This is a genomic window from Burkholderia sp. AU16482 (assembly GCF_002223285.1).
Classification (GTDB): Bacteria; Pseudomonadota; Gammaproteobacteria; order Burkholderiales; family Burkholderiaceae; genus Burkholderia; species Burkholderia semiarida.
Window position 1 is genome coordinate 102,637 of sequence record NZ_NKEY01000006.1, and the last position, 19,845, is coordinate 122,481.

Annotated in this window: 19 protein-coding genes; 8 read left to right on the plus strand and 11 right to left on the minus strand. The window is 67.3% G+C overall.

The features are described from left to right. Positions 1–65 precede the first annotated feature (65 nt). Complete coding sequence (locus tag CFB35_RS17805; RefSeq protein WP_089465355.1) at positions 66–902, plus strand: NAD(P)-dependent oxidoreductase; 837 nt, start codon at positions 66–68, stop codon at positions 900–902. Between the two features lie 28 nt (positions 903–930). Here the strand turns inward: CFB35_RS17805 and CFB35_RS17810 are convergent, their stop codons facing one another. Both CFB35_RS17810 and CFB35_RS17815 read right to left on the minus strand, forming a co-directional pair. Beyond that, positions 931–1,251, minus strand: a complete 321-nt coding sequence (locus tag CFB35_RS17810) for a DUF1330 domain-containing protein (RefSeq protein ID WP_059579788.1) — start codon at positions 1,249–1,251, stop codon at positions 931–933. Positions 1,252–1,427: 176 nt separating this feature from the next. Continuing rightward, on the minus strand, positions 1,428–1,886 hold the full coding sequence (locus tag CFB35_RS17815) for a MerR family transcriptional regulator (RefSeq protein WP_059579790.1): 459 nt from the start codon (positions 1,884–1,886) through the stop codon (positions 1,428–1,430). Positions 1,887–1,963: 77 nt separating this feature from the next. Between CFB35_RS17815 and CFB35_RS17820 the strand changes: the two genes are divergently transcribed. Continuing rightward, positions 1,964–3,196, plus strand: coding sequence for an NADH:flavin oxidoreductase/NADH oxidase family protein (locus CFB35_RS17820; protein WP_089465761.1), 1,233 nt, complete (start codon positions 1,964–1,966; stop codon positions 3,194–3,196). A gap of 94 nt (positions 3,197–3,290) precedes the next feature. Here the strand turns inward: CFB35_RS17820 and CFB35_RS17825 are convergent, their stop codons facing one another. The 4 genes from CFB35_RS17825 to CFB35_RS17840 all read right to left on the minus strand — a co-directional run bounded on the left by CFB35_RS17825 (position 3,291) and on the right by CFB35_RS17840 (position 8,094). Beyond that, positions 3,291–5,408: a TonB-dependent siderophore receptor gene (locus CFB35_RS17825; protein ID WP_089465356.1), complete on the minus strand. Its 2,118-nt coding sequence runs from the start codon at positions 5,406–5,408 to the stop codon at positions 3,291–3,293. 40 nt (positions 5,409–5,448) lie between these two features. Further along, positions 5,449–6,918: a PepSY domain-containing protein gene (locus tag CFB35_RS17830; RefSeq protein ID WP_089465357.1), complete on the minus strand. Its 1,470-nt coding sequence runs from the start codon at positions 6,916–6,918 to the stop codon at positions 5,449–5,451. A gap of 243 nt (positions 6,919–7,161) precedes the next feature. After that, positions 7,162–7,647, minus strand: a complete 486-nt coding sequence (locus CFB35_RS17835; protein WP_089465358.1) for a hypothetical protein — start codon at positions 7,645–7,647, stop codon at positions 7,162–7,164. Positions 7,648–7,770: 123 nt separating this feature from the next. After that, complete coding sequence (locus CFB35_RS17840) at positions 7,771–8,094, minus strand: hypothetical protein (RefSeq protein WP_034205546.1); 324 nt, start codon at positions 8,092–8,094, stop codon at positions 7,771–7,773. Positions 8,095–8,683: 589 nt separating this feature from the next. On the opposite strand from CFB35_RS17840, the gene CFB35_RS17845 reads away from it, so the two are divergent. After that, entirely contained in the window at positions 8,684–9,316 is a 633-nt protein-coding gene (locus tag CFB35_RS17845) for a LysE family translocator (RefSeq protein WP_059579804.1), read from the plus strand. A 71-nt stretch (positions 9,317–9,387) separates the two neighbouring features. On the opposite strand, the gene CFB35_RS17850 is transcribed toward CFB35_RS17845, so the two are convergent. Beyond that, complete coding sequence (locus CFB35_RS17850) at positions 9,388–11,016, minus strand: NADP-dependent glyceraldehyde-3-phosphate dehydrogenase (RefSeq protein ID WP_089465359.1); 1,629 nt, start codon at positions 11,014–11,016, stop codon at positions 9,388–9,390. Between the two features lie 135 nt (positions 11,017–11,151). Between CFB35_RS17850 and CFB35_RS35000 the strand changes: the two genes are divergently transcribed. Beyond that, entirely contained in the window at positions 11,152–11,694 is a 543-nt protein-coding gene (locus tag CFB35_RS35000) for a hypothetical protein (RefSeq protein WP_179231759.1), read from the plus strand. A 130-nt stretch (positions 11,695–11,824) separates the two neighbouring features. Then, entirely contained in the window at positions 11,825–13,954 is a 2,130-nt protein-coding gene (locus CFB35_RS17855; RefSeq protein ID WP_089465360.1) for a TonB-dependent siderophore receptor, read from the plus strand. A gap of 60 nt (positions 13,955–14,014) precedes the next feature. Here the strand turns inward: CFB35_RS17855 and CFB35_RS17860 are convergent, their stop codons facing one another. Beyond that, positions 14,015–14,962: a LysR family transcriptional regulator gene (locus CFB35_RS17860; protein ID WP_059579810.1), complete on the minus strand. Its 948-nt coding sequence runs from the start codon at positions 14,960–14,962 to the stop codon at positions 14,015–14,017. A gap of 223 nt (positions 14,963–15,185) precedes the next feature. Here CFB35_RS17860 and CFB35_RS17865 point away from each other — a divergent pair, with 223 nt between their 5' ends. Further along, positions 15,186–16,214 carry a DUF1338 domain-containing protein gene (locus tag CFB35_RS17865; RefSeq protein ID WP_060315991.1) on the plus strand — a complete coding sequence of 343 codons (1,029 nt, stop codon included), beginning with the start codon at positions 15,186–15,188 and terminating at the stop codon, positions 16,212–16,214. A gap of 239 nt (positions 16,215–16,453) precedes the next feature. On the opposite strand, the gene CFB35_RS17870 is transcribed toward CFB35_RS17865, so the two are convergent. From CFB35_RS17870 to CFB35_RS35005, 3 genes are all read right to left on the minus strand, one after another. Continuing rightward, positions 16,454–16,651 carry a CsbD family protein gene (locus CFB35_RS17870; protein ID WP_059579817.1) on the minus strand — a complete coding sequence of 66 codons (198 nt, stop codon included), beginning with the start codon at positions 16,649–16,651 and terminating at the stop codon, positions 16,454–16,456. Positions 16,652–16,704: 53 nt separating this feature from the next. Beyond that, positions 16,705–17,055, minus strand: a complete 351-nt coding sequence (locus CFB35_RS17875; RefSeq protein WP_059579819.1) for a BON domain-containing protein — start codon at positions 17,053–17,055, stop codon at positions 16,705–16,707. 87 nt (positions 17,056–17,142) lie between these two features. Then, positions 17,143–17,307 (minus strand): hypothetical protein, encoded by a 165-nt coding sequence (locus tag CFB35_RS35005; RefSeq protein ID WP_006484627.1) that lies wholly within the window; start codon positions 17,305–17,307, stop codon positions 17,143–17,145. Positions 17,308–17,706: 399 nt separating this feature from the next. Here CFB35_RS35005 and CFB35_RS17880 point away from each other — a divergent pair, with 399 nt between their 5' ends. Beyond that, positions 17,707–19,239, plus strand: coding sequence for a helix-turn-helix transcriptional regulator (locus tag CFB35_RS17880; RefSeq protein WP_089465361.1), 1,533 nt, complete (start codon positions 17,707–17,709; stop codon positions 19,237–19,239). 140 nt (positions 19,240–19,379) lie between these two features. After that, positions 19,380–19,571 carry a CsbD family protein gene (locus tag CFB35_RS17885; RefSeq protein ID WP_059579825.1) on the plus strand — a complete coding sequence of 64 codons (192 nt, stop codon included), beginning with the start codon at positions 19,380–19,382 and terminating at the stop codon, positions 19,569–19,571. The last annotated feature ends 274 nt before the right edge of the window (positions 19,572–19,845 follow it).

Here is a 19,845-nt window from a genome sequence, read left to right on the forward strand (position 1 = left end):
TCGGCGCGGCGTCCGCGTATAGTTGGAAAACGTTTTCCGGTTTAGATCAGATCCAAGGAGATTCGATGAACGCCTCATCCACCGCCGCGCGCAAACCGTTCGGCCGCCTGCTGCTGACGGGCGCGGCCGGCAACCTCGGCCGCCAGTTGCGCGGCGCGCTCGCCGACTGGGCCGACGTCGTGCGCGTCAGCGACATCGCGGCGCTCGGCGACGCGGCCGCCCATGAAGAGCTCCGGGTCGTCGATCTGGCCGATCGGCCGGCCGTGATGCAGCTCGTCGAAGGTGTCGACGCGATCGTCCATCTCGGCGGCATTTCCGTCGATGCGCCGTTCGACGATCTGGTCGGCGCGAACATCATCGGCACGTACAACCTGTACGAAGCCGCGCGCAAGCATGGCGTGAAGCGCGTCGTGTTCGCGAGCTCGAACCATGCGATCGGTTTCCATCCGGTCACCGAAGTGCTCGATGCCGATGCGCCGCTGCGCCCGGACAGCCTGTACGGCGTGACGAAATGCTTCGGCGAATCGCTGTCGCGCTACTACTTCGACCGCTTCGGGATCGAAACCGTATGCCTGCGGATCGGTTCGTCGTTCGAGGTGCCGAAGAATCCGCGCATGCTCGTCACGTTCCTCAGCTATCGCGATTTCATCGAGCTCGTGCGCTGCTCGCTGCTGACGAACCGCGTCGGGCACGCGATCGTCTACGGTGCGTCGGACAACCCGGTGAAGTGGTGGGACAACACGAAGGTCGGCTTCCTCGGCTTCCGCCCGCGCGACAGCTCCGAGCAGTTCGCCGGGCTGTTCCCGGTGACGGCGCCGACCGCCGAGTACGACGATCCCGCGCAGCGGTTCCAGGGCGGCGGGTTCGTCGTCGGCGAGCCGATGGAGCGGAAGGTGTCGTAAGCGCTGCCGGCGTCGCCGGCGTCAATCGTCAACGCAGGATATCGGTCGCCTTGTGCCGTTCGTCGACGCCGTCGATCAGGATCAACGGGCCGCTCGCGTGGCGTGCGCGCAGCGGCTGGATTTGCCGGTACGCATCCGAGTCGTACCACGCGCGCGCCGCGTCGAGATCGGGAAACGCGATCGCGATCAGGTCGCCGCGCCACACGCCTTCGCGCACTTCGGGCCGTGCGCCGTGAATCACGAAATGGCCGTCGTACGGCGCGAGCGTGCCGTCGATCCGTTCGAGGTATTCGACGATGTCGTCGCACATCTCGACGTCGTGCAGGTGGGCGATGGCATAGGCGGTCATGGCGGGCTCCTTGGCGGGATGCGGTGCGTGAGTCGATGGGGCCATGATCGCGGCGCGGGCGGCGCGCGTCGATTACCTGCGACGTAAGCAAATCGCGACAACCGCGCCGTGTCGCGCTTCAGGTCGCGAGCGCATCGATCGATGGACGACGCGACGCAATCCCGCAGCACACTCCATCACGCCCGCTTGCGCGCAGGCCGCACGACGGGCGCCGGTTCCAGCGGCTCGCTGGCCTGCTCGCACAGCCGGTCGAGCATCCGCTGCGCGGCGCCCGTGCAATCCTCGCCGGCCGGCTTGTTTTCGATCGCGTCGATCAGCGTTTCCAGATGCTGCCGGTTCTGCGCGAGACGCCGTTCGAGCAGCGCGATTTCATCGACCTTGTGCCGCAGCGCGACCAGCAGTTCGTCGTGCGGCCATGCGCCGAGATCCGGCGGCAGCACCGCGCGAATCTCGTCGAGCGAGAAGCCCGCGCATTGCGCGCGGTCGATGATCGCGAGCCGCGTCAACGCTTCCGGCCCGTATTCCCGATAACCGTTCGCCTGCCGGCGGGCCGGTTCGAGCAGGCCGCTCGCTTCGTAGAAGCGGATGCGCGACGCCGCGAGGCCGCTCGCCTTCGCCAGTTCGCCGATTTTCATGGTGGGCTCCAAAAGGGCTTGACCTTAAAGTTGACTTTAAAGTTATCGTTGGGCATCGTCAATCGAGGATGCTCACCATGAATCTGTTTGCGCCCCTGACACTGCCCAACGGGGCGGTGGTTCCGAACCGTCTGGCCAAGGCCGCGATGGAAGAAAACATGGCCGATGCGGACCACGCGCCGTCCGACGCGTTGCTGCGCCTGTACCAGGCGTGGGCGGACGGTCAGGTCGGCCTGATCCTGACCGGCAACGTGATGGTGGACAGCCGCGCGATGACGGGGCCGAACGGCGTCGTGCTCGAAAGCGACGCGCATCTCGACCGCTTCCGCCGCTGGGCGCAGATCGCGCGCTCGGGCGGTGGACACGTGTGGATGCAGATCAATCATCCGGGGCGCCAGATGCAGGCGGCGCTCGGCCAGACGACGCTCGCGCCGTCGGCCGTGCCGCTCGCGCTCGGCGCGCTGTCGAAGCAGTTTCCGGTGCCGAAGGAAATGACCGCAGCCGATATCGCCGACGTGCGGCAGCGCTTCGTGCGCGCCGCGCAGCTCGCGGAGCAAAGCGGCTTCACCGGCGTGCAGGTGCACGCGGCGCACGGCTATCTGCTGAGCCAGTTCCTGTCGCCGCTGACGAACCGCCGGCAGGATCAATGGGGCGGCAGCATCGAGAATCGCGCGCGCCTGCTGCTCGATATCGTGAAGGCGGTGCGCGCGGCGGTGTCGCCGGCATTCGTCGTCGCGGTGAAGCTGAACTCGGCGGATTTCCAGCGCGGCGGCTTCAGCGCGGACGACGCGAAGCGCGTGGTCGAACTGCTGAATCCGCTCGGCGTCGATCTCGTCGAACTGTCGGGCGGCAGCTATGAAGTGCCGGCGATGCAGGGCGAGGCGCGCGACGGGCGCACGCTCGCGCGCGAAGCGTATTTCCTCGAATTCGCGCGCGACATCACCGCCGTCGCGCGGATGCCGCTGATGGTCACGGGCGGGATCCGCCGCCGTGCGGTGGCCGAGCAGGTGGTGGACAGCGGGGTGGCGATGGTCGGCATCGCGACGGCGCTGTCGATCGACCCGAACCTGCCGCGCGACTGGCGCGCCGGCAAGGACAGCGCGCCGGTGTTGCAGCCGATCCGCTGGAAGAACAAGGCGCTGGGCGCGCTGGCGAACATGGCCGTCGTCAAGTTCCAGCTCGCGCGGCTCAGCGAAGGGCGCCGTACGCACCCGCAGGTGTCGCCGTTGCGCGCGCTGGTGCGGGAGCAACTGGCCGCGCAGTGCCAGACGCGGCGCTACCGGAAGTGGATGGCGGGCCCGCGTGCGTGACGGGCGCCTCCGGATTGGCGGCGGCGATGCCGAAGGCTGACCGGCACACCGCCGCGCCCGTGCCGCCTTGCACGTTGCGCGGCGGCGTGCGCGCTCAGAAGCGGTAGTTCGCCAGCACCTCGAACCGCCGGTCATTGCCGAGCAGATACTGCGTCTCGTTGTAGTACGCGGATTGCACGTAGCGGCGATTGAACACGTTGTACGCGCGCGCGGTGATCGTCGTGTCCTTGCGCGGCTTCCACGCGAGGCCGAGATCGACGGTCGTGTACGACGGCATCACGAGCTGGTTCGCGGTATCGGCGAACCGCTTGCCCACGTACTTGACGCCCGCGATGCCCGTCCAGTCTGGCGCGAAGCGCCAGCTCACCCACAGGTTCGCGAGCCGCTGCGGCACCGACACCGGCACGTTGCCCGCGCGCGACACGGTCGCGCCGCCTGACGACTGCTGGAAATCGTCGTATTTCGCGCGCAGGATCGACACGTTCGCATCGACGCGCCAGTCCTTCGCGATCTCCGCGCCGACCGTCGCTTCCAGCCCGCGCGACGACTGCTGGCCGACCTGGATCGACTGGTTCGGGTTCACCGGGTCGGCCGTCAGCAGGTTGCTCTTGACGATCCGGTACGCGGCGAGCGTCCATTCGGCCTTGCCGTCGAGAAACGACTGCTTGACGCCGATCTCGATCTGCCGGCCGGTCGCGAGCGTGAAGTTCGCCTTCGATGCATTCAGCGACAGCAGCGAGCTGACCGGATCGGCCGCGACCGAGTACTGGCCGTACACGGCGAGGCCCGGCCGCACGTCGTACACGGTGCCGATGCGCCAGCCGGTATTCGCGAACACCTTCGTGAATGCGCCGCCGTTCACGAGATCGTCGCGGTTCACGCTTGCATGGTCGTAGCGCAGCCCGCCGATCACCGACCAGCGCGGCGTGATCTCGAGCCGGTTCTCCGCGAACATCGCGTACTGGTTCGACTGGCTGCGGTACTTCGGAAACGTGCCGGCCGTATTGATGAAACGGCCCGGATCGAAGTCGAACGGATCGACCGTCGACGTGCCCGCATACGGCGAGTTGTTGTCGTGCTGGAACGTCGTGTGGTTGAACTCGACGCCCGCCGAAAACGTGTTGCGCATCCCGAGCAGCACACTGCCGACGGTGGCCGTCGTCACGTTGCCGTACTGCTCCTGGTCGTGAAAGATCTCGGTGTAGCTGCTGCGCCGGACTTGCGCGCTCGACGGCAGATACGTGTAGTACTCCGCATCCTTCCAGTGACGGTTGCTCTTCATCCGGTACAGCGTGCTCGTCACGTTCAGGCCGTCGCTCGGCTGCCAGTTCGCCGAGACTGTGGCCCAGCTGTCGCGGAACGCGATGTCGGCGTCACCGACGTTGTAGTTCTTCTTGTCGAGCGCACGATCGCGCGCACCGTTGACGAGCGGCACGCCGAAATACTGCATCGGATGCATGAAGCCCTGCGCGTACGATGCCGTCACGTACAGGTCGGGCGTCACGTCGTAGCGCAGCGCGCCGGAGACCGACAGGTTGCGCGAATTGCCGCGATCGACCCAGTTGGACGATCGGTTGCCGCTGATGTCGAAGCGGTACGACAGCTTGTCGTTGATCGCGCCGCCGCTGCCGAACGCGGCGCGCGCCGTACCCTCGGTGCCGCCGCCGATTTGCAGTTCGTTGCGGATCGGCGTGCGCGTCGGCTTCTTCGGGACGATGTTGACCACGCCGCCGATCGCGCCTTCGCCGTAGATCACCGAGGCGGGGCCGCGCAGCACGTCGATATGGTCGACCGACCACGTGTCGAACGGGAACGTGACGCCAATCGCGCCGTACGGGCGCACGCCGTCGTACAGCTGCGTGACCGACGACGCGCCGACGAAGCCGCGCGCGGCGAGCTCCGAGTTGCCGTTGCCCGGATGCGGCGACGCGCTGATGCCGGCGGCGCGGCTCACGGCGTCGATGATCGAGCTGTCGCCGCGCGTGTCGAGTGTCGCGCGGCTGATCTGTTCGACGCTCGCGGGCGTTTCGAGCGGCGACAGCCCGAGATGGCTGCCCGTGTCGAGCGGTTGCGTCAGGGCGGCCGCCTTGTGCGCGTCGACACGAATCGGTGCGAGCGTGGCGCCGGTGCCGTCAACGCCACTTTCCTGTGCCTGCCCGGCCGGCGACAGCGCCGCGAGCACGGCAGCAGGCAGCATCAATCTGAACTTCATTGTTTCGGGTTCCTTCGAATGGGGGAAGCGCTTGCATCGATCACGCCGCTGCGGCAGCCGCGCGGCCGAACAGCAGCCGGTCGATCAACCAGACCGCGACGATCGTCAACCCCATCAACGGGAATACGATGCCGAGCAGCACGAGCCCGGCGATCCAGCCGCGCATCGGCGGCGTGCCGCGTTCGCGCGACGGTGCGCCCAGCGTCCCGGCCGGGCGGCGCTTCCACCACATCACGGTACCCGTGACGGCCATCGCGGCCAGCCCGAGCGACAGCACCGCGCAGATGATCTGGTTCGCGAGCCCGAAATATCGGCCCATGTGCAGCGACGTGCCGTACGACACGGCTCGCGCTACCGCGCCGTAGTCGTCATAGCGGATGTCCTTCAAGACGGCGCCGCTGTACTGGTCGACGTAGATCGTGCGTTCGGCCTTCGGGTCGGCCGGAAAGTACGACGCGGTGAACACGCCGTCCGCGCCGGACGGCAGCGCGAGCGTGTAGCCGCTCGTCACGCCGAGGCCGGCGACGATCGCGATCGCGCGGGCCAGCGGCAGCGGCGCGGGCGTCGGCGCGGACGGCGAATGCGGCACGGGCACGTTGCCGACCGCCCACGGCGTCTGCGGCAACGGCAGGTCGTCCATCACCATTCCCGGCATCGCTTCCCCGGAATCGTGGTGATGGCCGGACGGCGCGGCCGCCTGCGCACGCGCAGTCTCGGGCGTCGCTGCGGCGCCGGGGCGCGTCGAGCGTACCGATGCACCGCCCCACGCGCCTTCCGGCGCGCCGAGGTTCACGGTCGCGGCGAGCGCCTTGAAGTTCTTGCCCCACGAGCCCGACCACGGCAGCCCGGACAGGATGAACGCGATCGTGCCGGCCGCGAGCCAGATACCGGCCGTCGCGTGAAGGCTCTTCCACAGCGGCCGGCCGCGCAGCGACAGGTCGGGCCGCAGCGCGCGCCCGACGCTTGCCGCGCCGCGCGGCCACCACAGCGCGATGCCGGTGCCGATCATCACGAAGGTCCAGCACGCGGCGAGTTCCATCAGCAACTCGCCGGTCTTGCCGAGCAGCAGCTTGCGATGCAGCATTCGGTCGACCTGCATGAAGCGGTTCTCGACGCTGAGCGTGCCGAGCACGCTGCCGTCGTACGGGTTCACGTACACGCTCTCGCGGCTGCCGTCGCGCAGCCGGAAAACGTACTCGGCGCTGCGATCCGGCGCGGTGGCGACCTGCACGGAAATCGGCGTCGCGCCGGCCGGCATCGCGGTGCGGGCGCGGGCGAGCAGCGTGTCGGCATCGAGTCGCGGCGTCGCGCGCGGCTCGACGATCAGCCGGTGCGGATACAGCAGCGGCTCGATCTGCGGCTGGAAGCAATAGAGCGTGCCCGTGATCGCGAGGATCACGAGGAACGGCATCACGAACAGGCCGGCATAGAAATGCCAGCGCCAGAGCGTGCGGTAACCGGCGCTGGCGGAACGGGCGGGCGAGATGGCCCGATCGACGGTGGTCGACATGGTGTGAACTCCTCGGGTTCGTCGAGCGGCGGGAGCGGCGTGGGCCGGCTGCCGTCGACGTGCGTCACACCCGCGTGCATGCATCGCCGCAGGCAGGCGGCGCGGCCCGCCGCGCAAACGGTGCGCGGGGCGGCGCCGCCCGCGCGAGGCGGGCATGCGAGTGAACGCGTGAATCAGGTCGGGTGAAACGAACGGCGTGAACGCGCATGCACGTCGACGTGCACGCGCCACGGGGCGGAACGTTCAGCAGAACAGAGGAGGCGCGCGGGAGGGCGGGCGATCGTCGAATATCGATCGCACGAAAGGAAGGCTGTCGAATTGAACGCGGAAGCGCCGCGGCGGCGCCGCGGGGAACAGCAGCACCAGCAGCGCGAACGATGCGAGCGCGGTGAACAGCGCGGCGCCGAATGCGCACGGGCCGTCGCCGTGGCCGGAGGGCGCGGCCTTGTCGGCGTGTGCGTCATGCTCGAGCGCGTCGACGAGCGCGCGCGCATCGTTGGCCGGCGTGATCGGCGCGCTCGCGTCGAAGCGGGGGGCCAGCGCGGCGCTCGTGACGATCAGCGGGCCTTGGCCGGAACACAGCACCACCGAGCCCGCATCCGGACCGTCCGGATCGAGCATCACGGCGCCCGACATCAGCGCGCGGGACAGCAGCGTCACGAGGAGGAACCCCCACAGCAACTGTCGCGCGACGCCTGGCCGGAGCAGGAAGCGGCGAAGTGCGTTCATGGCGCGCGATTGTACCTCCGTTTGCGCGGAGGGGCAGGCGGGCCGTGCGTGTGCGTGGGGCGAATCACGCATGGCCGGCGTGGCCGCACCGGTCGTGCGCGGCCTCCGGTCGGTTGCGCCGGCTCACACCGGATACGCGTCGTCGACCTTCAGGTTCGCGAGCCGGAACAGCGTGCGCAGCGTCTGCGGATGAATGTCGCGGTGCGCGGCGAGCGACGTCAGCATGAAGTCGAGCACCTTCGCGTAGCGGAGCAGCACGAGGCAGCGCGCGAGATCGGGCGCGCGGCCGCGCATGTCTTCGGCGAGCGTGACCATTTGCGTCGACAGCGTGCGCGCCATCTCGAGTTCCATCTGCTGTTTTTCGGTCCAGTCGGGCAGCGGCTGTTCGAGCACCTTCGCGAGGAAGAGCTGGAACGACGAATCGGACGAGTTGGGCTGCGCATCCATGAAGAGCCTCGTTGCGTGTGCGTATCGTACGGGCGGATCCGTGGAGCGCCCGAGGGTGAATCATGTCCGCGCGGTATGGGGCGCGGCTTCTGCCCGAACGGAATGCAGATTCCGTACCAGCGCCGCCGAACGATTGTTGAGTAATGTTGAGCCGTGATCCGGCATCGGTCGGCGAGTCCCGCCGGGACTGGATCGCGCAGGTGATCGACGAGGGTGTCTACGGGCGGGAGGTGGGCGGACCCGGGCGCCCGACGCGGCGCGACGATGCGAAATGCTTCATGTATGTAACGTAACGCGGACCTCGGGCGGGCCGCGCGTATCTGCCGGCGAACGGCCGGCATCGCGCGTGCCGTGCGGTTGCGCCACGCCCGCCGTGCGTCCGCTGCCGGGAAACGTCTGCATGGCGCGTGTGCCGCCGCGTCGCGCGAACCGGCGGCGCGCGCGCCGGTTGTTTCAAAACAGAGACGGTCCGGCGCGCGGCAATCGGTTGCATGGTCACGCAACTGGCCCAGCGAATCGCCGCGCAATTGTCCATGGGCACACGGTGCGGGTTTGCCGACAATCTCCCGATCATCTCCCGAGGTGCGACATGAACGCCCACGCCTTCTTCTCCGCCAACCTGCTGCTTGCCTACACCGCCTATTTCATCGGCACGGCCAGCCCCGGCCCCAGCAATCTCGCGATCATGTCGGTCGCCGCGAACCAGGGCCGCAAGGCGGCGCTCGCGTTCGCGCTCGGCGTGATTTCGGGGTCGATGTTCTGGGCAACGGTGGCGGCGCTCGGCGTCTCGGCCGCGCTGCTCGCGTGGTCGAAGCTGCTGGTCGCGATCAAGGTGTTCGGCGGGCTGTACCTGCTGTGGCTCGCGTTCAAGTCGGGGCGCATGGCGCTGTCGGGCCCGCCGGCTGCAACCGCGAACGCGGCGCGCGAGCAGCGGCTGTCGCGTTTCTACGTGCGCGGCGCGATGCTGCACCTGACCAATCCGAAGGCGATCCTCGTGTGGGTGTCGATCGTCGCGCTGTCGTCGAACGGCGCGGGCGGCGCGCACGGCGCCGTCGTGCCGGGCTGCCTCGCGATCGGCTGCGTGGTGTTCGGCGGCTACGCGCTGGTGTTCTCGATGGACGGTGCGCGCCGGCTGTACGTGCGCGGGCGGCGTGCGATGGAAGCGTGTCTGGCCGTCGTGTTCGGCGTGGCGGGCGTTCGGCTGCTGGCGACGAACGTTTAGCCGTGCAGCGTGTGCCGGAGCCTGCGCCGCACCGGCGTGCGACGGAGGCTCCGGCATCGGTCAAGCCGGCTTCAGAAAATGAAGCCCGTATTGATGAACTTCGAGTGGTGATCCGACACGATCGAGTCGAGCAACTGCTTGCTGCTGTCGGTCTGCTTCGCCGCGACCATCGAGCGAATCGAGAACGCGCGCAGCGCGTCGCTCACCGACAGCGTGCCTTCCGCCGAATCCTTGCGCCCCGCGAACGGGAACACGTCGGGCCCGCGCTGGCACTGACAGTTGATGTTCACGCGGCACACCTGGTTCACGAGCGGATCGACGAGCGCGCCGATCTGCGCCGGATCCGAACCGAAGATGCTGACCTGCTGGCCGTGCTCCGACGTCGTCACGTAGTCGAGCGCGGTATCGACGTCGTCGAACGGCGCGACCGGAATGATCGGCCCGAATTGCTCCTCGCGGTACAGCTTCATTCCTTCGGACACCGGATACACGACGGCCGGGTAGAACAGCGTCTTGCTGAACTCGCCGCCCTGGTGGTTGACGACCTGCGCGCCCTTCGCCTTCGCGTCGTCGATCGCGTCGGTCATGTACGCGGTGCGATGCATGCCCGGCAGCGGCGTGATGCTGACGCCCTTTTCCCACGGCATGCCGATCTTCAGCTGTTCGAGCGCGGCGGTGAAGCGCTTCAGGAATTCGTCGACGATCGAGCGATGCACGAGCAGCATCTTCAGCGCGGTGCAGCGCTGGCCGTTGAACGACAGCGCGCCGAGCAGGCACTCCTTCACGGTGAGGTCGAGATCGGCGTCGGGCAGCACGATCGCCGCGTTCTTCGCGTCGAGGCCGAGGATCGCGCGCAGCCGGTGCGACTTCGGGTGCTGCTTCTTCAGGTGATCGGCGACCTTGCTCGAGCCGATCAGCGCGAGCACGTTGATCTTGCCCGACGCGAGCATGTGCGGCACGACCACTGCGCCCGGTGCGTAGATCGTGTTGATCACGCCCTTCGGGAACGCGTCGCGGAACGCCTCGAGCAGCGGTTCGAACAGCAGCGTGCCGTACTGCGGCGGCTTGAACACCACGGTGTTGCCCATCAGCAGCGCGGGGATCAGCGTCGCGAAGGTTTCGTTCAGCGGATAGTTGTACGGGCCCATGCACAGCACGACGCCGAGCGGCGTGCGGCGGATCTGGCCGATCGTGCCTTCCGCGATCACGAAGCGCGAGTTCGCGTTGTCGAGCTCCTTCAGCGCGTCGATCGTCTGCGTCATGTAGGTGACGGTGCGGTCGAACTCCTTCTGCGAATCGGCGAGGCTCTTGCCGATCTCCCACATGATCAGGTTCACGACGAGTTCGCGCTGCGCGACCATCCGCTTGATGAAGTCCTGCATGCACGCGATGCGCTGCTCGACCTTCATCGTCGGCCACTCGCCGCGGCCGGCGTCGTACGCGCGCACCGCGGCGTCGAGCGCCGCGTCGCTTTCCGTTTCGCCCATCACCGGGTAGCTGCCGATCTCGACCTGCTCGACGCTGCCGTCCGCCTGCCGCACGCATACCGGCGACAGCACGGTCTTGGTGGCGCCGTCCCACGGTCGCAGTTCGCCGTCGACGAGCGACACGCGCTGGTGGATCGGCGAAGCCAGCCGGCATTCGGCGGGAATCTCTTGTAACGCGGGAAACAGGTGCTGCAGGGAGGCGGAATCGGGCATGACGGTCTCGTTTGACGGGGGGTGTCCGGGAAGGACGGGCGATGCGAATCCTGAGCGGAATGATCCTCGATCCTGAATCGGCATCATGACGCGCACGCGGCTGCACGTCACGCGCGAATGTGGCCGATCCGGCGAATGGAACCAGTTCCATTTAAAAGGAACGCCGCAGCGAATGCAACAACGCGGAATCACGTCGCAATTACCGTAAGTATTTCGAAAGACTGTTTCCGAATCGCCGGTATAGCCGCTCGGGTGCAATCGCAAACGTTTTACTTCGGCCGAATTGAGCGGATAATGGCGCGACGCGGTGAGGAAAAAAAATGCAGTGAACCTGAGAGCAGACGCAGTGAAGAACAGAAGAAGATCCGCCGCGCCGCCGATACGAGGTCGGCTGCCCGGAGCGCCGGGTCGGGGTTGCCCGGTCCGGCGCGCACCGGACGATTGAATCGGTCGCGCCTGCTTGTCTCGATCCTTCGTGATCCTCTCCAGCTTCTCCATCGCCGTATCCCGAATCCTGCCTTTTACCGATCGTCGCCACACGAGACGATCGATTCAATTCTTTCGTTTACATTACGAATCAAGCCGCTCGACGGCCTGAAACAGAAAGGTATTCGTCAGGAATACAGAGCGCGCTCCACGTCCGCGTTGCGGGCAGGCGACATGCCGCAAATTAATTAAAAACACGAATCATTCTCGTTTATTATTTCGCCGCATTACGAGCCGTGACCGGACGTCACGGCTTTTTTCGTGCCGGGTGCGCGGCCGGCGTGCCCCGTTCGCCGCTTTCTTCACTACCTCTACGTTCACGATGAAACTCAACAAGAGCGCGTGCCATGCGCTTCTGATCGCCACGTCGCTGGCTGGCGCCCGCACTTCGTTTGCGCAGGCGAGCGACGCCGCGGCGACACTGCCCGCGATTTCCGTCAACGCGGCCGCCGAGCACGCGTCGTACGACGGCGGCCATTCGCGCGCGGCGACCAAGACCGACATGTCGCTGATGGACGTGCCGCAGACCGTGAACGTCGTGCCGCACGCGGTGATCGAGGATCAGAACGCGACGTCGCTGCAGGACGCGTTGCGCAACGTGCCGGGCGTCGGCTTCTCGGTCGGCGACGGCCAGCGCGACCAGATCACGATCCGCGGCTTCAACAGCATCACGGACCAGTACGTCGACGGCATTCGCGACGACGCGCTCTACTACCGCGACCTGTCGAACGTCGACCGCGTGGAGGTGCTGAAGGGGCCGGCGGCCGTGCTGTACGGGCGCGGCTCGGCGGGCGGCATCGTGAACCGCGTGCTGAAGCGGCCGCAGGCGAACCCGGTGAACGACGTGGGCGTGACGCTCGGCACGCGCGGCGAGCGGCGCGGCGAGTTCGACCTCGGCTGGAACGCGAACGACGCGGCGCGCTTTCGCATGACCGGCGCGGCCGAGAATTCGAACAGCTTCCGCGACAAATTCCAGCTCAACCGGCAGGCGATCGCGCCGTCCGCGCAGTTCAAGCTCGACAGCGACACGGTGCTGAACGTCGAATTCGACTACCTGCACGACCGCCGCACGTCGGACCAGGGGATTCCCGCGTATCGCGGCCGGCCGGTCGACGTGCCGATCAACACGTACTACGGGTCGGCCGACGGCGGGAACAGTTCGTACAACGACGTCTCCGCGAAAAGCGCGACGGTGTCGCTCGATCACCGCTTCAACGATTCGCTGTCGTTTCACGGCGCGATCCGCGCGTACGACTTCTCGCTCGAGCGGAAGAACTACGTGACGTACGAGCCGATCAAGAGCGCCGCGCACCCGGTCGTCACGCTCGACCAGTCGACGCGCCAGCGCACCGACCACGGCATCGACGGGCTGTTCGAGCTCACGCAGAAGACGTCGCTGTTCGGCATGCGCCACGAGCTGCTGTACGGGCTGGAGCTGTCGCAGCAGCAGAAGTTCGACACGATCTACAGCGTGACGAAGGTCGCGAACTACGATCTCTTCAATCCGCAGCCGGTCGTCCTGCCCGGCGTGCCGATCGGCGCGCGTGCGAAGACGAACGCGTCGACCGTCGTCGGGCTCGCGGGCGTGTACGCGCAGGACCTGATCTCGCTGACCGAACACTGGAAGGTGCTCGCCGGCCTGCGCTTCGACTACCTGAACCAGATCCGCCACGACTACACGTCGTCAAACGTCAATCTCGACCGCACCGATCACGCGTGGAGCCCGCGTGTCGGCCTGATCTACGAACCGCTCGACTGGCTCACGCTGTACGGGTCGTTCAGCCAGTCGTTCTCGCCGCTGGCCGACACGCTGATCAGTTCCGGCGCGTTCTCGAACGGCGCCGCGCTCGCGCCGCAGAAGACCACCGCGTATGAAGTCGGCTCGCGCTTCGACCTTGGCGGTAAGGCGACGGCCAGCGTCGCGCTGTTCGACATGCGCCAGACCAACCAGCAGATCGGCGACCCGGCGAATCCCGGCTATGCGCTGCCGATCGGCACGCAGCACGTGCGCGGGATGGAGCTCGGCTTCACCGGCGAGATCGCGCCGAAGTGGTCGGTGTATGCGGGTTACGCGTACCTGAACGGCACGGTGGACGGTTCCGCGCAATCGACGGCGGCCGGCCTCTCGCTGTCGAGCAACACGCCGGGGCTGATGCCGCGTCACAGCGCGAGCCTGTGGCTCAAGCGCGAGCTGCCGTACGGCTTCTATGCGGCGGCCGGCATGCAGTTCCAGTCGGCGCGCTATACGTCGGCGAGCGATCTCGTCACGCTGCCGTCGTTCACGGTGTTCAACCTGGGCGCCGGCTATCGCAGCAAGAAGGTCGACGTGACGCTCACGCTCGACAACCTGTTCAATCGCCGCTACTTCATCGCCGCGCACGGCAACGCGGACCTGTACAACATGCCGGGCGATCCGCGCACGCTGACCGCCACGGTGAAGTGGCACATGTGACGCATGCGGTGCGCCACGCCTGCGGCGCCACCGCGCGATGACGCCGGCGCGGCGGCGCCCTTACTCGACGTCCTCGTCGTCCGCCTCGTCGGCGTCGTGCGCGTCGCGCTCGGGCGCCGCATACGCGCTTGCCTGTTCGAGCAGCCACCCGCGAAACGATTCCAGCGGCTTGCTGTGGCTGAACTCCGTCGGATACACGAGGTAGTACGCCGAATCGCCGACGGTGGTCGCATCGCACGGCACGACGAGGCCGAGCTGCTGCAACTGTTCCTCGACGAAGAATTTCGGCACGAGCGCGACGCCGAGCCCGGCCGCCGCCGCGCTGATCAGCATCGTATGCAATTCGTAGCGCACGCCCTGCATCGTGCGGATGTCCTCGACGCCGTGCGTCTCGAACCACTGCGCCCATGCGCCGGGGCGCGTCGTCGAGTGCAGCAGCGGATACGCGAGCAGATCCTCGACGCGCTCGACGGGCCCCTTCAGCAGCGCGGGGGAGCAGATCGGCACGACTTCCTCGCCGAACAGGTAGTCGGACGACGTGCCGGGCCAGGTCGGCTTGCCGTAGTGGATCGCGGCTTCGAAGTGCGTGTCCTCGAACGAGAACAGGTCGGTGCGGCTGCCCATGTTCACGCGCACGTCGGGCGTGCGGTCGTAGAAGCTCTTGATGCGCGGGATCAGCCAGTGCGACGCGAAGGTCGGCAGCACCGCGAGTTCCAGGTAGCCGCCGCCGCTGCCGTGCGCGATGATCGACAGCGTGTCGCGGTCGAGCGCCTCCAGCGCGCGCCGCACCTGCGTGCCGTACAGCTTGCCGGCGCGCGTCAGCACGACGCGCTGCTTCACGCGCGCGAACAGCCGCACGCCGAGGCTCGCTTCGAGCGTCGCGATCTGCCGCGACACGGCGCTTTCGGTCAGGAACAGCTCCTTGGCCGCGTGCGTGAAGCTCTCATGGCGGGCAGCGGCTTCGAAGGCCACGAGCGCACCCATGTTGGGGATCTTGAATTTGCGCATGATGCTCGTTTTGTCTGATGGACGGAGCCGCCCGGCACCGGGGCGATGCCGGCGAAGAACGATCGATAATTCCAAAAACTCATCACATATCAATTTAATCTCGCTTTACGCGCCGCTGCAACCCTTTGAATAATGCTTGCCATGCAAGGTCAGGCGCCCGTGGGCGGCCGGCCGACGAGTGGCCGGCGCGCTTGCCGGCGGGTCCCCCGAGACGAGAATCCCGATGCGCAATCCGAATATCGACAGCTTGCTGACGAAGCTGCTGGGACAGGCGAAGACCGACGCCCTGTTCTCGACCCTGAACATGCCGGCCATTCTCGAGGAGTGGGAGGACGGCGTCGTGACGCGCGCGGAAATCGCGCAGGCGATGAACATGGCGCTGTTCGAGGGGCTGCTCGAGCGTTCGGCGAACGGCCGCGCGTACACGGCCGACGCGATCGAAAGCGGCGGCTCGGTCTATTTCGACCACGGCGCGCTACGCACGGTGCGCTGGCCGCATACGGGCGCGCTGCCGCCGGGCGAAGCCGCATTCACGCGTATCCTGCGTCCGCTCGGCTTCCGGCTGAACGGCCGTTATCCGCTCGACAAGCTCGGCATGACGGGCCGCGCGTACGCGCATGAAGACGCGCCGGACGAAATCGCGCAGTTCTTCGTCAGCGAACTGCATCCGGAGCGCTTTTCGAAGGAATTCCAGCAGGCCGTGACGAACGTGGTCAGCTCGTCGCGCGACCCGCTGTCGCCGGCGGCCGTCGCACTGCTGTGGGAGGTCGAGCGCGAAGGCTGGCTGCCGCTGGAAGCCGCGCACGCGCTGCTGCCGGAAATCGTCGGCGCGTTCGCGCGTCAGCACGACGTGCCGAACGAACTCGACTACGAGACGCTGCTGATGGAATCGGCGGAAATGGCGTGGATCGCGACCGAGGGCAATGCGTTCAATCACGCGACGGACCGCGTCGCCGACGTGTTCAAGCTGTCCGACGACGAGAAGGCGAAGGGCCGGCCGATGAAGCCGGAAGTCGAGCGCTCGCGCTCGGGCCGCGTGTTCCAGACGGCCTATCGCGCGGATACCGTCGAGCGAGAGTTCCGCACGCGCGACGGCGGCACCGTGAAGCGCAACGTGCCCGGTTCGTTCTACGAGTTCATCACGCGCAAGCGCACGTTCGACCAGGCGTCGCGTCGCTGGGTGACCGACCTGCGCTTCGACGCGGGCAACGCGCAGGGCATCTTCAAGATGACGGCGAACGCGGCGAAGTAAGCGCTTCGCGTCGCGCGGCAGGGAGGAAAGCAGAAGGGCCGGCGGCTGGTTTCAGCCGCCGGCCCGTTTGCGTCGACGGGGCGTCGCGTGCGTCAGAACAGGTGCGTGACCAGATAAAACAGCACCAGCAGCCCGATCGGTACGCCGAGCAGCCATGCGATGAGATATTTGCCCATGTCGTTGTCCTCCTCGTGGCCGCGACGCGGCGTGCGTCGCGGCAGGGTGAGACGACTGGCGCGTTACAGCTCGCGGTCGAATTCCTTCAATTGCTTCTCGGCTTCGTCGCGGGCGATCCCGTAACGCTCCTGGATCTTGCCGGCCAGATAGTCGCGATTGCCTTCCGCAACCGCGAGATCGTCGTCGGTCAGCTTGCCCCACTTGGCCTTCAGCTTGCCGGTGAGCTGCTTCCACTGGCCCTGGATCTTGTCCTCGTTCATCGTGTACTCCTTTCGTAAGGGGAGAAAAGTGCGGCGCTCGGCCGCGGGGTAGCTCAGGCCTTAGCCTTCAGGCCGGACGCGTCGACGTGCTTCACGCCCTTGATCGCGCGGGTGACGGCGATGGCCTTCTTCACGGCGGTCTTCGTCTGCAGCACGCCCGTCAGCGTGACGACGCCGTCCACCGTCTTCACGCTGATGTCGGTGCTTTCCACGCCCTTGGTGGTCGCGAGTTCGCTCTTTACCTTGGTCGTGATCCAGGTGTCGGTGACAGGCTGGTTCGATTCGGTCGCCATGCCGCTGTCGGTCGACGATGCCTGGGCATGCGCGTTCGTGAGCGGGGCCGCGGAAAGCAGGAACGCCGCGCTGACGGCGAGCAGGGTCGAAAGGTGCGAGGTCTTGTTCATTGATGTCCTCCTTCGATTGGCGGGTTGAATCAATCGGTGGGCGAGCACGGAGCGTTCCCGTGCGTTCCTACGCATACATGGCGAGGCTTAGCGCGCGATCGGCGTGTCGTAACCGGGCTCGCGCGGCGGCATGTCCGGGCGCGGCACGTCGGGCGGCAGCGGCACCGGCGGATCGGTGCCCGGCGCCGGTTCGGGCGGATTGTCCGGGGCCGGCTCGGGCCGCGTCGGATCGGGTGTCTGATGCAATTTCATCCTGATGTCCTCCCTCTGCGGTATGAAAGGGCAGCGCATGAGCGCCGATGCAGTACCAGCGTACCGACGCGAACGCGCGCGGACATCGCGCAAATTCACCGGGTCGGCTAGTGCGTTTGCACCGGGGGGACGGAACACACGGCCGGGAACGGCACATGCACCACGACCCGGGCAACCCGCCGTGGCGGGCGCGCAGGCCGCGCCGCCTCGTTCGGCGGGGCACCGCACGATCGGCGGTGGCGTGCGAATGTACTATTCGGGGTAGTGCATCCGCGCCTGTCGCGCCGTTGCCCGGCACACGATCATCGCCGCACGCGGCGGCTGGCATGTGCCGCTGCCACGGGCGCTCGGCCGGCGTGCATGTTGACCGCTCATGTTGACGACAGGGACGACGATTCGATGAACGAACCAGTAGACGAACAGGTGCTCAAGTCGCATACCGACCGGCGCCAGCTGCACCAGATCATCGCGGGCCTCACCGAGGGCGTGATCCTGATCGAGCCGGACCAGCGGATCGTCTGGGCGAACGAGGCCGCGCTCGCGATGCACGGCGTGACCGAACTGAAGGCGCTCGGCGCGGACGTCACCGAATACCGCGAGCGATTCCGGCTGCGCTACCGGAACAACCATCCGGTGCGCGACGGCCACTATCCGATGGATCGCGTGATCGCCGGCGAGGAGTTCAGCGACGTGACGGTCGAGGTCGAATCGGCCGCCGACGAGTCGGTGAGCTGGGTGCACCGCATCCGCAGCCTCGTGCTGACGAACGCGGCCGGCGAACCCGATTGCCTCGCGCTGGTGCTGCACGACGCGACCGAATGGGCGAGCGCCGAAGAGCGCTTCGAGCGCACCTTCAACGCGAATCCGGCGCCGGCCGTGATCTGCCGGCTCGACGACTTGCGTTACGTGAAGGTCAACCAGGGCTTTCTCGACATGACGGGCCACGCGCGCGACGACGTGCTCGGCCGCTCGGTGTACGAGGTCGACGTGCTGGATCAGGCCGAGCGGCGCGAGCTGGCGATCGAGCGGCTCGGCGAAGGCGCGACCATCCCGCAGATGGAAGCCGTGCTCAAACTTGCCGACGGCAGCACCAAGGCGGTGGTCGTCGCCGGGCAGCCGATCGACATGAACGGCGAGGCGTGCATGCTGTTCACGTTCATGGATCTCGAGCCGCGCAAGCAGGCCGAGCGCGCGCTGATGCAAAGCGAGGAACGCTTCGCGACGGCCTTCCGGATGGCGCCGGTCGCGACCGCGATCGTCACGGCCGACCGTTTCGAGCTGCTCGACGTGAACGATGCGTTTGCCGCGATGACGGGCCACGCGCAGGCCGACCTGCTCGGCAAATCCGCGGACGAGATCGGGCTGTGGGCCGAACGCGGCGCGTGGTCGCGGATCGAAGGCCGGCTCGCGCGCGACGGCCACGTGCGCAACGTGGACGTGCAGATCCGCACGCGCGACGGCGACGTGCGCGATTGCGTCGTGTCGGCCGACCCCGTCGCGATTCACGGGCGCGACTGCCTGCTCGTCGCGCTGCTGGACATCAGCGACCGCAAGCGCACGGAGATGGAGCTGGTCTATGCGATCGAGACCGCGATGCAGGACGCGTCTTGGTTCAGCCGCACGCTGATCGAGAAGCTCGCGAACGTGCGGCGCGCGAATGCGCCGGATGCGGGCGCCCAACTGTCCGACCTGACCGCGCGCGAGCGCGACGTGTTCGACCTGCTGTGCCACGGCCTCGCCGACAAGGAGATCGCCGGCCGCCTCGGGCTGGCGCCGAACACCGTGCGTAATCACGTCGCGACGATTTACGCGAAGCTCGACGTGCACAGCCGCGCCGAGGCGATCGTCTGGGCGCGCGAGCGCGGCATCGTCGGCGCGGCCGAAACGAACGGCGCGCGCGGCGACAAGGGCGGCGTGAAAGGCACGGACTGACGGGATCGGTGCGAATGCACCATGCGCACTGGTGCATCCGCATCTGCCGCCCGCGGCCGCCGCTTGCGATCCTGTCCGCTCGGCGGTGCCGCGCAGGCCGCTGCATTGCCGGCTTTCCTCAACCATCGCAGGAGACGACCATGGACAGGAATCGCATCGAAGGCAAGCTCAAGCAGGTCAAGGGTTCGGTCAAGGAAGCACTCGGCAAGGTGACGGGCGACCGCGAGACCGAAGCGCAAGGCGTGGCCGAGCAGCAGGCCGGCAAGCTCCAGGAGAAGGCCGGCGAGGCCGCCGATGCGGTGCGCAAGCATACGGGCACCGATCGGCACTGACCGATGACGCGGCGCCCGTCGTGGGCGTCGCGAAGGCCGGCCGGGCCGGCGCCGCGACGATGATGCGCGGCCGGCATGACGACGACCTGCCTTCGCCCTTCGGCGCGGCCGCCATTCCCCACGGAATACCGCCATCCACGGCCGCCGCCGGACGGCCGTCGATCGGCCATCAGCACGGAACTTGATGACAAATCCTCACGACATAGTTCCGATATTTCGTTTGCTGGACGGGTATTGGCTACCCACAATCCCTTCACCTCTTTCGCGATGAAAG